Annotated in this window: 10 protein-coding genes; 8 read left to right on the plus strand and 2 right to left on the minus strand. The window is 72.2% G+C overall.

Features of this window, described 5'->3' with window-relative positions; translation table 11 throughout:
- Window positions 1-272 precede the first annotated feature (272 nt).
- The 6 genes from AB0F01_RS21540 to AB0F01_RS21565 all read left to right on the plus strand — a co-directional run bounded on the left by AB0F01_RS21540 (window position 273) and on the right by AB0F01_RS21565 (window position 9,168).
- A complete protein-coding gene (locus AB0F01_RS21540) occupies window positions 273-572 on the plus strand; it encodes a DUF5133 domain-containing protein (protein WP_362098030.1) in 300 nt (99 codons plus the stop codon).
- A 73-nt stretch (window positions 573-645) separates the two neighbouring features.
- Entirely contained in the window at window positions 646-2,643 is a 1,998-nt protein-coding gene (locus AB0F01_RS21545) for an alpha-1,4-glucan--maltose-1-phosphate maltosyltransferase (RefSeq protein ID WP_362098033.1), read from the plus strand.
- Entirely contained in the window at window positions 2,640-4,358 is a 1,719-nt protein-coding gene (gene treS / locus AB0F01_RS21550; RefSeq protein ID WP_362098036.1) for a maltose alpha-D-glucosyltransferase, read from the plus strand. Before AB0F01_RS21545 ends, treS begins: the two co-directional genes overlap by 4 nt.
- A gap of 28 nt (window positions 4,359-4,386) precedes the next feature.
- A complete protein-coding gene (locus AB0F01_RS21555; protein WP_362098039.1) occupies window positions 4,387-5,745 on the plus strand; it encodes a maltokinase in 1,359 nt (452 codons plus the stop codon).
- A gap of 3 nt (window positions 5,746-5,748) precedes the next feature.
- On the plus strand, window positions 5,749-7,974 hold the full coding sequence (gene glgB / locus AB0F01_RS21560; RefSeq protein WP_362098042.1) for a 1,4-alpha-glucan branching protein GlgB: 2,226 nt from the start codon (window positions 5,749-5,751) through the stop codon (window positions 7,972-7,974).
- 108 nt (window positions 7,975-8,082) lie between these two features.
- Window positions 8,083-9,168: a glutamate--cysteine ligase gene (locus tag AB0F01_RS21565; protein ID WP_362098044.1), complete on the plus strand. Its 1,086-nt coding sequence runs from the start codon at window positions 8,083-8,085 to the stop codon at window positions 9,166-9,168.
- A gap of 28 nt (window positions 9,169-9,196) precedes the next feature.
- Here AB0F01_RS21565 and AB0F01_RS21570 read toward each other — a convergent pair whose 3' ends face one another.
- Window positions 9,197-9,430 carry a DUF6480 family protein gene (locus tag AB0F01_RS21570; protein ID WP_362098047.1) on the minus strand — a complete coding sequence of 78 codons (234 nt, stop codon included), beginning with the start codon at window positions 9,428-9,430 and terminating at the stop codon, window positions 9,197-9,199.
- A 151-nt stretch (window positions 9,431-9,581) separates the two neighbouring features.
- Between AB0F01_RS21570 and AB0F01_RS21575 the strand changes: the two genes are divergently transcribed.
- Together AB0F01_RS21575 and AB0F01_RS21580 are read left to right on the plus strand one after the other, a co-directional pair.
- The gene (locus AB0F01_RS21575) at window positions 9,582-11,486 is read left to right on the plus strand and encodes an AMP-dependent synthetase/ligase (RefSeq protein WP_362098050.1); all 1,905 of its coding nucleotides are present in this window, start codon (window positions 9,582-9,584) and stop codon (window positions 11,484-11,486) included.
- A 274-nt stretch (window positions 11,487-11,760) separates the two neighbouring features.
- Window positions 11,761-12,195 carry an ATP-binding protein gene (locus AB0F01_RS21580; RefSeq protein WP_362098053.1) on the plus strand — a complete coding sequence of 145 codons (435 nt, stop codon included), beginning with the start codon at window positions 11,761-11,763 and terminating at the stop codon, window positions 12,193-12,195.
- A 43-nt stretch (window positions 12,196-12,238) separates the two neighbouring features.
- On the opposite strand, the gene AB0F01_RS21585 is transcribed toward AB0F01_RS21580, so the two are convergent.
- Window positions 12,239-12,610, minus strand: coding sequence for a PRC-barrel domain-containing protein (locus AB0F01_RS21585; protein ID WP_362098056.1), 372 nt, complete (start codon window positions 12,608-12,610; stop codon window positions 12,239-12,241).
- Window positions 12,611-12,632: the final 22 nt, after the last annotated feature.

Here is a 12,632-nt window from a genome sequence, read left to right on the forward strand (position 1 = left end):
TGGCGCTTCTGAGTCACCTTCAGCGTGAGGGGGTTGGTCCATTCGTGCAACACGAGCGCACAGCTGAGGCAGATGGGGCGACATCCGAGCGCGCACCGGCCACGAACGCCACCCAAAACGGTTGAATTTCCAACAAGACGCGGAGTGATCGTCCGTGCACCATGTGTGAAGACCTCGATCGCCGTTACGGGTCCGTGCCGTCACGTGCACGGCCACCGCCCGACCGTCGGGACAACGTGCCCTCATCGAGCCCCGGAAAGGTGAACGGCGCCATGCTGCTACCCGCCAAAGCCGAAGTTGCCCGGCAGTTGCGTCGCTACCGGGCCTGGGAACGCGTGATGCTCGCCGCCCCGGCGGACCTCACCGTGCGGGCCACCTTCGAGGATTCCGGTTACACCCTCTGCGTGCTGATGGGGAAGCGCTGCGCCCGGGAGGCCGCCGACGCCGCCGAACGGTATCTGCGCACCACTCCCGTCACCTATCTGCAGGAGCAGGGCGACAGGCCGCGCCCGGCCGCGACGGTCCGCGGGGGACCGCCGGTCGGCGAGCGGCACTCCACGGCGGGAAGGTGAGGACCTTCCCGCCTCGGTTTGGTCCCACGACCGGGCGCGGGCCCGGCGTCGAGCACGGCGGAGGTGCAGATCCATGAAGACGACCCACCCCATCGGCCGCATCCCGGTACGGGACGTCCGCCCGTCCGTCGAGTGCGGCCGGCGGCCGGCGAAGGCGGTGGTGGGCGAGACCTTCGAGGTCTCGGCCACCGTGTTCCGTGAGGGGCACGACGCGGTGGCGGCCAACGTGGTGCTCAAGGACCCGGAGGGCCGGCCGGGTCCGTTCACGCCGATGCGGGAGCTGGCGCCGGGCAGCGACCGGTGGGGCGCGGAGGTCACGGCCGACGCCGTCGGGCTGTGGACCTACCGCGTCGAGGCGTGGGCCGACCCGCTCGCCACCTGGCGCCGCGTCGCCGGGGTGAAGGTGCCCGCGGGCATCGACACCGGCCTGGTGCTGGAGGAGGGCGGCGACCTCCACGAGCGCGCGGCGGCCGGTGTGCCCCGGGAGGACGGGCGCGACCTCGTGCTCGCCGCGGCCGAGACCCTGCGCGACGACTCCCTGCCCTGCGCCACCCGGCTGGCGGCGGCGTTGACGCCCCGGGTGTGCGCGGTGCTGGCGCGGTATCCGTTGCGGGAGCTGGTGACCAGCAGTGAACCGTTGCCGTTGCTGGTGGAGCGGGAGCGGGCGCTGTTCGGGTCGTGGTACGAGTTCTTCCCGCGCTCGGAGGGCACCGAGCAGGAGCCGCACGGCACCTTCGAGACCGCCGCGCGACGGCTGCCGGCGATCGCGGCGATGGGCTTCGACGTGGTGTACCTGCCGCCGATCCACCCGATCGGGACGACGTTCCGCAAGGGCCCGAACAACACGCTGGACGCGGGCCCGGACGATGTGGGGGTGCCGTGGGCGATCGGGTCGGCGGAGGGCGGCCACGACGCGGTGCATCCGCGGCTGGGGACCCTGGAGGACTTCGCCCGGTTCGTGGCGCGGGCCGGTGAGCTGGGCATGGAGGTGGCGCTGGACTTCGCGTTGCAGTGCTCGCCGGATCATCCGTGGGTGCACAAGCATCCGGAGTGGTTCCACCACCGCCCCGACGGGTCGATCGCGTACGCGGAGAACCCGCCGAAGAAGTACCAGGACATCTATCCGGTGGCGTTCGACGCGGACATGGACGGGCTGGTGGCGGAGACCTGCCGGGTGCTGCGGCACTGGATGGGGGTGGGGGTGCGGGTCTTCCGGGTGGACAATCCGCACACCAAGCCGGTGGTGTTCTGGGAGCGGGTGATCGGTGAGATCAACCGGACCGACCCGGACGTGATCTTCCTGGCGGAGGCGTTCACCCGGCCGGCGATGATGCACACGCTGGCGCAGATCGGCTTCCAGCAGTCGTACACCTACTTCACCTGGCGCAACAGCAAGCAGGAGCTGACCGAGTACCTGACCGAACTGTCGGGGGAGGCCGCCTCCTACATGCGGCCCAACTTCTTCGCCAACACCCCCGACATCCTGCACGCCTATCTGCAGCACGGCGGCCGGCCCGCCTTCGAGGTCCGCGCGGTCCTCGCCTCCACCCTCTCCCCGACCTGGGGCATCTACAGCGGCTACGAACTGTGCGAGAACACCCCGCTGCGCGAGGGCAGCGAGGAGTACCTCGACTCCGAGAAGTACCAGCTCAGGCCCCGCGACTGGGAAGCCGCCGAACGCGAGGGCCGCACCATCGCCCCGCTCATCACCACACTCAACACCCTCCGCCGCGCACACCCCGCGCTCCGACGGCTCAGGAATCTGCGCTTCCACGGGACCGACAACGACTCGGTCATCGCGTACAGCAAGCGCAGCGGCTCCGACGTCGTCCTCGTGGTCGTCAACCTCGACCCGCACCACACCCAGGAGGCCACGGTCTTCCTGGACCTGCCGCACCTCGGACTGGACCCGCACGAGCCGGTGCCGGTGCGCGACGAACTCACCGGTGAGACCTATCACTGGGGCAGCGCCAACTACGTGCGGCTGGAGCCGGGGCGGGCTCCCGCGCATGTCCTGCACGTCCAGCGACCGCCCGCCGCACCGCGAAACGGAGGGTCACCCACACCATGATCGTCAACGAGCCCGTCCCGGACACCTTCGAGGACACCCCCGCCCGGGACCGGGACCCCGAGTGGTTCAAACGCGCCGTCTTCTACGAGGTGCTGGTCCGTTCCTTCCAGGACAGCAACGGTGACGGCGTCGGCGACCTGAAGGGCCTGACCGCCAAGCTCGACTATCTGCAGTGGCTCGGCGTGGACTGCCTGTGGCTGCCGCCGTTCTTCAAGTCGCCGCTGCGCGACGGCGGTTACGACGTCTCCGACTACACCGCCGTGCTGCCCGAGTTCGGCGACCTCGCCGACTTCGTGGAGTTCGTGGACGCCGCCCACCAGCGCGGCATCCGGGTGATCATCGACTTCGTCATGAACCACACCAGCGACCAGCACCCGTGGTTCCAGGAGTCCCGCACGGACCCCGACGGCCCCTACGGCGACTTCTACGTGTGGGCCGACGACGACACGGGCTACCCGGACGCGCGCATCATCTTCGTCGACACCGAGGCGTCCAACTGGACCTACGACCCGGTGCGCAAGCAGTACTTCTTCCACCGCTTCTTCTCCCACCAGCCGGACCTGAACTACGAGAACCCGCGCGTCCAGGAGGAGATCCTGGCCGCCCTGCGCTTCTGGCTGGACCTCGGGATCGACGGGTTCCGGCTGGACGCGGTGCCCTACCTCTACGCGGCCGAGGGCACCAACTGCGAGAACCTGCCCGCCTCGCACGCGTTCCTGAAGCGGGTGCGCAAGGAGATCGACGCGCAGTACCCCGACACCGTGCTGCTGGCCGAGGCCAACCAGTGGCCCGAGGACGTGGTCGACTACTTCGGCGACTACTCCGTCGGCGGCGACGAGTGCCACATGGCCTTCCACTTCCCCGTCATGCCCCGCATCTTCATGGCCGTCCGCCGCGAGTCCCGCTACCCCGTCTCGGAGATCCTCGCCAAGACCCCCGCCATCCCCTCCGGCTGCCAGTGGGGCATCTTCCTGCGCAACCACGACGAGCTGACCCTGGAGATGGTCACCGACGAGGAACGCGACTACATGTGGGCCGAGTACGCCAAGGACCCCCGCATGCGCGCCAACATCGGCATCCGCCGCCGGCTCGCCCCGCTGCTGGACAACGACCGCAACCAGATCGAACTCTTCACCGCCCTGCTGCTCTCCCTGCCCGGTTCGCCGATCCTGTACTACGGCGACGAGATCGGCATGGGCGACAACATCTGGCTCGGCGACCGCGACGCGGTGCGCACCCCCATGCAGTGGACCCCGGACCGCAACGCCGGCTTCTCCTCCTCCGACCCCGGCCGCCTCTACCTGCCGACGATCATGGATCCGGTCTACGGCTACCAGGTGACGAACGTCGAGGCGTCGATGGCGTCCCCGTCCTCCCTGCTGCACTGGACCCGCCGGATGATCGAGATCCGCAAGCAGAACCCCGCCTTCGGCCTGGGCACCTACACCGAGCTGCCCTCCTCCAACCCGGCCGTCCTCGCCTTCCTGCGCGAGTACGAGGACGACCTGGTGCTCTGCGTCCACAACTTCTCCCGCTTCTCCCAGCCGACCGAGCTGGACCTGCGGGAGTTCGCCGGGCGGCACCCGGTCGAGCTGTTCGGCGGGGTGCGCTTCCCCGCCGTCGGGGAACTGCCGTACCTGCTGACCCTCGGGGGGCACGGCTTCTACTGGTTCCGGCTCACCCGAGTCGCATCCCGCATCGGCCGCCGCGCGTGAGCGTGCGCCGACGTCAGGAGGCGTCACCATGACGAAGACCGCATTCCTGCGCCCCCGCAGCGCCCCCGCCGAGCCGACGGAGTCGCTGGCCGGGCTGCTGCGCGACTGGCTCCCCGGCCAGCGCTGGTTCGCCGGCAAGGACCGCCCCGTCACCGACCTGCACGTGCTGTCGATGACGGAGCTGTTCCCGGGCTGCCTGCACGTGCTGGTCCACGCGGGCCACGGCGGCGTGCCCACGCCCGGGAACACGCCCCCGGCCGGTGACTGCTACCAGCTCTTCCTCGGCGTGCGGGACCACCCCTCGCCGCGGCTGGGCCGGGCCCTCATCGGCCGGGTCCAGGACGGGCCGCTGGCCGGCCGCACGGTCCACGACGCCCTCCACGACCCGCGCTCCGCCCAGCTGCTGCTGGAGCGGCTGCGCACCCCCGGGGCGGCGGGCCCGCTGCGCTTCGCGTGCGACGCCCGCGAGCCGCTGCCCGCCGGACTGGTGCCGCGGCTGCTGGACGCCGAGCAGTCCAACTCCTCGCTGGTGTACGGCGACGAGTACATCCTCAAGGTGTTCCGGCGGATCCAGCCGGGGGTCAACCCGGACCTGGAGGTGCCCGGCGCGCTGTCCCGCCAGGGCTGCCACCGGGTGCCCGCGCCGGTCGCCTGGTTCCACACCACGCATCCCTTCAAGGCGACGCTGGGTGTGCTCCAGCCCTACCTGCGGGACGCGTCCGACGGCTGGACGCTGGCCCTGGCCGCGCTGTCCGCGGGCGACGACTTCACCACCCAGGCGTACGCGCTCGGCCGGGCCACCGCCGACGTCCACCTGGCGCTCGCCTCGGCGTTCCCGCTGGGCGGTCCCGGTGAGAACGGGCGCACGGCGGCGGCGATGACCGAGCGGCTGACCGCGGCGGCGCACTCGGTGCCGGCGCTCCAGCCGTTCGTGCCGGGGCTGCGCGCCGCGTTCGCCGCCCTCACCACCTGCGACTCGGGGCCGCCCGCCCAGCGCATCCACGGCGACCTGCACCTCGGCCAGGTCCTGCGGGCCGGGCGCGAGTGGTTCGTCATCGACTTCGAGGGCGAGCCGTCCCGTCCGCTCTCCGAACGGCGCAGCGCCCACTCCCCCGTGCGGGACATCGCCGGGATGCTGCGCTCCTTCGACTACGCCGCCCGCCAGCGCCGCCCCTGGCGCCCGGAGTGGGCGCGCCGCTGCCGCGAGGCCTACTGCGCGGGCTACGCCGCCCGCGCCGGCTGGGACCCCCGCAAGAAGCACGGTCTGCTCCGCGCCTACGAGACGGACCGTGCCGTGTACGAGGTGCTGTACGAGGCCCGGCACCGACCCGACTGGCTGCCCGTACCGATGGCGGCGATCGAGCGCCTCGCCGTGAGAGGAGACTGAGCCGTGGCCCTGCGTGACACCCCACTGCCCGAAGCCGCGGGGCCCGCCCCGTCCGCCCCCGTGGCGGGCGGGACCGCTCCCCCGCTGGACCCGGCCGACCGGGGCCGCCTGCTGGCGGGCGCCCACCACGATCCGCACGCGCTGCTGGGCGCCCACCCGGTGCCCGGCGGGATCGCCTTCCGCGCGCTGCGGCCGTTCGCCCGCGAGGTGGGGGTCGTCGTGGACGGCGAACACACCCCCCTGGTGTCGGAGGGCGACGGCCTGTTCTCCGGTGTGCTGCCGCTGGACGCGATCCCCGCGTACACGCTGGCCGTGGCCTACGGCGACGGCCCGGCCGAGCGGACGCACGACCCGTACCGGTTCCTGCCCGCGCTGCCCGAGTTCGACCTGCACCTGATCGGCGAGGGCCGCCACGAGGAGCTGTGGACGGCGCTCGGCGCGCACCCGATGACCCACCAGGGCGTGACCGGCACCCGGTTCACCGTGTGGGCCCCCAACGCCCAGGGCGTGCGGGTCGCGACGGACTTCACGCACTGGGACGGCACCGCCTTCCCGATGCGCTCGCTCGGGTCGACCGGGGTGTGGGAACTGTTCCTGCCGGGCGTCGGTGAGGGCACCCGGTACAAGTTCGAGATCCACTCCCGGCACGGGCACCGCTTCCTCAAGGCGGACCCGATGGCGCGCCGCGCGGAGGAGCCGCCGAACACGGCGTCCGTCGTGACGGCCTCGCACTACGAGTGGAACGACCGGGAGTGGATGGAGGGCCGGGCCGCCACCCCCGTGCACGAGGCGCCGTTCTCGGTGTACGAGGTGCACCTGCCGTCGTGGCGGCCGGGGCTGACCTACCGCGAGCTGGCCGAGGAGCTGCCCCGCTACGTCAGGGACCTCGGGTTCACGCACGTGGAGCTGATGCCGGTCGCCGAGCACCCGTACGGCCCGTCCTGGGGCTACCAGGTCACCGGCTTCTACGCGCCGACGGCCCGGCTCGGCACCCCCGACGACTTCAAGTACCTGGTGGACGCGCTGCACCGGGCGGGCATCGGCGTGATCATGGACTGGGTGCCGGCGCACTTCCCCAAGGACGACTGGGCGCTGGCCCGCTTCGACGGGGAACCGCTGTACGAGCCCGGGGACTCCCGCCGGGCGGACCACCCGGACTGGGGGACGTACACCTTCGACTTCGCGCGGACCGAGGTGCGCAACTTCCTCGTGGCGAACGCCGTGTACTGGTGCCAGGAGTTCCACATCGACGGGCTGCGGGTCGACGCGGTCGCCTCGATGCTCTACCTGGACTACTCGCGCGAGGACGGCCAGTGGGAACCCAACGCGTACGGCGGCCGGGAGGACCTGGCGGCGATGGCGTTCCTCCAGGAGATGAACGCGACCGTCTACCGGCGCTGCCCCGGGGTGGTGACGATCGCCGAGGAGTCGACCGCCTGGGGCGGGGTGACCCGGCCCACCGACACCGGCGGCCTGGGCTTCGGGCTGAAGTGGAACATGGGCTGGATGCACGACTCGCTGGAGTACGTCTCCCACGAGCCGGTGCACCGCAGGTACCACCACCACGAGATGACCTTCTCGATGGTGTACGCCTACAGCGAGAACTACGTGCTGCCGATCTCGCACGACGAGGTGGTGCACGGCAAGCAGGCGCTGGTGACGAAGATGCCCGGCGACTGGTGGCAGCGACGGGCGAACGTGCGGGCCTACCTGGGCTTCATGTGGGCCCACCCGGGCAAGCAACTGCTGTTCATGGGGCAGGAGTTCGCCCAGGGTGCCGAGTGGTCCGAGGAGCACGGCCCGGAGTGGTGGCTGCTCGACGACGGCTACCACTCCGCGGGCGACCACCGCGGTGTCCAGGACCTGGTCCGCGACCTCAACGCCCGCTACCGCGACACGCCCGCGCTGTGGCAGCGGGACACCGACCCGGCGGGGTTCCGGTGGGTGGCGGTGGACGCGGCGGACGACAACGTCTTCGCGTTCCTGCGGTTCGACGCGTCGGGCCGGCCGCTGCTGGCGGTCACGAACTTCTCCCCCGTGGTCCGGCACGACTACCGGCTCGGGGTCGGTGACGAGGTGGTCGCCTGGCAGGAGGTGCTCAACACGGACGCCGCCCGCTACGGCGGGAGCGATGTCGCCAACCCCGGCCCGGTCAAGCCGGAGGACGGCTGCGTGGAGCTCACCCTGCCGCCGCTGGCCACCCTGTGGCTGAGTCCGTCCCTTCCGTGAGAACGGCCGCCGACGTGAGGTGTCCGATGCCCTGAGCGGGGCATCAGGGGTCGTACGGCCGGGGGCACCCCGGCGTCGACGCGGCAGTTCACGGGAAGGCGGCCACACGTGCGCACGGTGGGAGTGGAGGAGGAACTCCTCCTGGTCGATCCGGATTCCGGCGAGCCACGGGCCCTGTCCACGGCCGTGCTCGCCCGGGCCGCCCGGGACGAGGCGGACGACGTCTTCGAGCGGGAACTGCACGAGCAGATGCTGGAGTTCGCCACGCATCCGCAGTCCTCGATGGAGCGCCTGCACGACGAGATCGTCCGGTGCCGCAAGGAGGCCGCCGGGCACGCCGGGGAGATCGGATGCACGGTGGCGGCCCTCGCCACCTCACCGCTGCCGGTCAGCCCCTCCATCGGGGTGAACCGGCGCTACCGGTGGATGGAGGAGCAGTTCGGCATCGCCACCCGGGAGCAGTTGGTCATGGGCTGCCACGTGCACGTCTCGGTGGAGTCCGACGAGGAGGGCGTCGCGGTCGTGGACCGGCTGCGGCCCTGGCTGCCGGTGCTCACGGCGCTCAGCGCCAACTCGCCGTTCTGGCAGGGCAACGACTCCGGGTACAGCAGCTACCGCAGCCGGGTCTGGCAGCGCTGGCCGTCGGCCGGGCCGACCGGGCTCTTCGGCACGCCGGAGCGGTACCACCGTCTGGTGGCGGACATGGTGGCCACCGGCGTCATCCTCGACGAGGGCATGGTCTACTTCGACGCGCGGCTCTCCCCGCGCTACCCCACGGTCGAGATACGGGTCTCCGACGTGTGCCTGCACGCGGAGACCGCCGCCCTGATCGCCACGCTGACCCGCGGCCTGGTGGAGACGTCGGCCCGCGCGTGGCGGGCCGGGCGGGAACCCCTCGACCCGGGGGTGAGCATGCTGCGCCTGGCCGCCTGGCAGGCCGGCCGCTCGGGCCTGTCCGGCGAACTGCTGCATCCGGTGACCCTGCGCCGCTCGTCGGCCGAGGCCGTGGTGCGGGCCCTGCTGGACCACGTGGGCGAGGCGCTGGCCGACAGCGGGGACCTGGAGCGGGCGCGCGAGGGCTGCGCCCGGCTGCTCCGCGAGGGCAACGGGGCACAGGTGCAGCGCGCACTGCTGGAGAGCACCGGCAGTCTGCGCGACGTGGTCACGCGGTGCGCGCGGCAGACCCAGGCCTGAGGCGTCCGGGCGGGCCGGACGCCGGCGGTCAGAGGATCAGCACCAGGGCGTAGGCCAGGAAGAACGCGGCGACCAGCACCGCGACGACGATGATCGCGGTCAGGGGGCCCTTGCTCCAGCCCTTGGCCGGGTTGTGCCGTTCCAGCGGGCCCGCCTCGGGCATGCTGCTCTCCCCGGGCGGGGTCTCACCCGGGGGGACGCCGCCGCCGGGTTCGAGGCCGGTGGTGCGCTCGGGTTCGGGATCGGGATTGAAGTGGCTCATGTCGTACGGGTCCCCCGTCGGGCCGAGATCATCGGTCCGGGAACAATCCGCCGTACCCGGCCCCGCGCGGCTCCGGCTGGGCTACATTCAGGCACCGCCGATGACCGTCCCCGTCGGCCCAGTCACACCGCGTACCTGTCAGGAGCAGTGCATGCGCGACCTCGCTCTGGCTCCCCCATCCACCCCGCCCCTGACCGGGGGCCTCGCCGACAGCCTCTTCGAGACGGCGGTCCGCACGCCGACGCTGCCGATGCTCGCCCGCCGCACCGGTCCGGCGTCCTCCACCTGGGAGGAGATCACGGCCGTGGAGTTCCGTGACGAGGTCGTCGACCTCGCCAAGGGGCTCATCGCGTCCGGGCTCTCCCCGGGCCACCGCGTCGCGATCATGGCGCGTACCCGCTACGAGTGGACCGTCCTGTGCTACGCGCTGTGGGCGGTGGGCGCCGAGGTCGTGCCGATCTACCCGACCGCCTCCCGCGACCAGGTGGAGTGGATCCTGCGGGACGCGGAGTGCGTGGCCGTGGTGGTGGAGGACGAGCAGGGCGTCATGACCGTGGGGTCGGTGTGCGCCGGCCTGCCGCGGCTGCGGCACGTCTGGCAGCTGGACGCCGGGGCGCTGGAGCAGCTGGTGGCGCACGGCGAGTTCATCCCGCAGGCCACGGTGGACTCGATGCGCCGGATCGTGCTGCCGGACGCCACGGCCGTGGTCGCCTACACCTCCGGCACCGCCGGGCACGCCATGGGCTGCGCGCTCAGCCACCGCGGGATGGCCTCCGTGTGCGACGTCCTGCTGGCCGGCTGGGGCCACACGGCCGCGCCGCCGGGGCAGCAGGCCGCCGTCCTCGCCTTCCTCCCCTTCTCCCACGTGTACGGGCTGATGGTGCAGGGCCTGTGCGTGCGCGGGGGCCTGCTGATGGGGCACGAGCCGGACCTCGGCCCGGAGGCGCTGTCCTCGGCGCTGCGCACCTTCCGGCCCACCTATCTGTACGCGGTGCCCTCGCTGCTGGAGAAGATCTACAAGAACTTCCTGCGGGCGGCGCAGCAGGCCGGCCGCGGCGCCCTGTTCGAGAAGGCCGCCGGCACGGCGCGGGACTTCGCCGCCGCCGTGGAGCGGCAGCGGCTGGGGCGCGGTCCGGGGCCGGGCCTCGACCTGCGGCTGCAGCACGCGCTGTACGAGCGGACGGTCTACCGCAAGCTGCGGGCGTCCCTGGGCGGCCGGGTCTGCCGGGCCACCTCCGGCGGCTCGCCGCTCAGCCGCGACCTGTCCCTGTTCTACGAGGGCATCGGCATCTACGTGCACGACGGTTACGGCCTGACCGAGACCAGCGGCGGGGTGACCATGCAGCCCTTCGGCCGGGAGAAGTCCGGCACGGTCGGACGCCCGCTGCCGGGCAGCGAGATCCGGCTGGCCGAGGACGGGGAGATCCTGGTGCGCGGCCCGTCGGTGTTCCAGGGCTACGTCAACGACGAGGCGGCGACGCGTGCCACGCTGCGCGGCGGCTGGCTGGCGACCGGCGACCTCGGGCGGCTGGACACCGAGGGGTACCTCACCATCACCGGCCGCAAGAAGGACATCATCGTCACCAGCAGCGGCAAGAGCGTGGCGCCGGCTGCGCTGGAGCAGCGGCTGCGGATGCACCCGCTGGTGCACCAGGCGGTGGTGGTGGGCGACAACCGGCCGTGTGTCGGTGCCCTGATCACGCTCGATCCGGAGTTCCTCAGCCACTGGCGGGCGGCCCTGTCCCTGCAGGGGGACGCGCCGACCCGGCAGGCGCGGGAGGACAACGCGCTGCGCGAGGAGATCGGGCGGGCGGTCGCGGCGGCCAACAGCGCCGTCTCCCCGTCGGAGTCCATCCGGGTGTTCCGGGTGCTGCCGGAGCCGTTCGACGTGGCGAACGGGCTGCTGACGCCGTCGATGAAGCTGCGCCGGGACGAGATCGTGCGCCGTCACGCACTGGAGATCGACGCGATGTACCAGTCGCGGGTGCGGCCCGGGCGGACGCCGGCGGCGGAGCTGCCGCCCGGCTGGGACGACGCGGACAACGTCTTCCGCTGAGCCGGGCCCCTGAGGGAGCCGCTCGGGAAGGGGCGTGCGCTTGGCATATGCCGGGCGCACGCCCCTTCCGTATGCCCGGCCACCGCCGTGTGCCGCCCGGCCGCGCCCCGCGGGGCGCGGCCGGGCGGTGACGGGTTTGTCACCGGCCGCTCTCGGGCATGCGGGCGCGTAGGCTCCGTCGGCGCGGGAACCCACAGACCGAGAAGCCTCACTGACGACACGGGGAAAGCAGCAGGGAAAGGACGCTGCCCCGCCGAGGGGCCGGGAAGGCGAGATGGCATTCGAGTCGCGTTGGGACAGGACACTGGCTGCCGAGGAGATCACGAGTCGCGTCGCCGGCTTCCCGGGGGAGCTGCACGATGTGACGGACGCACGCCTGGTCGCGGAGGAGTTCCTCTTCGACCTGGCCCGGTTGCAGGCGCCGTCCGCTCCGGAGCACTGGGACGACATCCTCCTGGTGGTCACGGAGCTGGCCGCCAACGCGGTGCAGTACGCGCCCGGACCGTTCGAGCTGCGGTTGCGCCGGACGTTCGACGGTGTGCACGTGGTGATGCACGACACGAGCACCACCGAGCCGGCGCCGAGGCCGTTCCATCCCAGTCACGGAGGGGGCGGCATCGGCTGGCACCTGATCCACACGCTGTGCGACCAGGTCAGTGTCGTCACGCAGGACGAGGGCAAGGACATCCACGTCTTCCTGCCGTGGTGACCGGCGCCGGTGAACCGGCGCCGGTCCGCGCGGTCGTGACGGGTCAGCAGGTGGGTCCGGCTCCGCCGGACAGGCCCCGGTAGTAGTCGCCCACGGACGTCAGGTAGACCGGGTCCTGCGTCTCGCTGTCCGTGCGGAACCTGGGCGCGGCCTTCACCTCCGCGCGCGTGCAGGCGAGCGTCACCTTCCGCTCCCCGGTGTCGATGCCCTCGACCACGCCGACCGGCACGAGCTGGCTCCGGCCGAACACCCACACCCCGGTGTCGACGACCAGGTGCCGCATGCCGTGGTGGTCGGCCTGCCGGTCCACGTGCCCGATCGTGCCGTCGCTCGCGGCGACGGAGTAGCCGGTCAGATCGTGGTCCCGGGCGGGACCCAGGTCCGACGCGTAGGACCAGATGGTGTCGTTGGGCACGCTGTCCCCTGCCTTTCGGTGC

This window comes from Streptomyces sp. NPDC029526, assembly GCF_040637405.1.
GTDB lineage: Bacteria > Actinomycetota > Actinomycetes > Streptomycetales > Streptomycetaceae > Streptomyces.

Excerpts from the sequence above, each read along its gene's own strand:
- AB0F01_RS21540 (WP_362098030.1), top strand. The coding sequence starts at position 273 with ATGCTGCTACCCGCCAAAGCCGAAGTTGCCCGGCAGTTGCGTCGCTAC.
- AB0F01_RS21545 (WP_362098033.1), top strand. The coding sequence starts at position 646 with ATGAAGACGACCCACCCCATCGGCCGCATCCCGGTACGGGACGTCCGC.
- treS (WP_362098036.1), top strand. The coding sequence starts at position 2,640 with ATGATCGTCAACGAGCCCGTCCCGGACACCTTCGAGGACACCCCCGCC.
- AB0F01_RS21555 (WP_362098039.1), top strand. The coding sequence starts at position 4,387 with ATGACGAAGACCGCATTCCTGCGCCCCCGCAGCGCCCCCGCCGAGCCG.
- AB0F01_RS21570 (WP_362098047.1), bottom strand. The coding sequence starts at position 9,430 with ATGAGCCACTTCAATCCCGATCCCGAACCCGAGCGCACCACCGGCCTC.
- AB0F01_RS21575 (WP_362098050.1), top strand. The coding sequence starts at position 9,582 with ATGCGCGACCTCGCTCTGGCTCCCCCATCCACCCCGCCCCTGACCGGG.
- AB0F01_RS21580 (WP_362098053.1), top strand. The coding sequence starts at position 11,761 with ATGGCATTCGAGTCGCGTTGGGACAGGACACTGGCTGCCGAGGAGATC.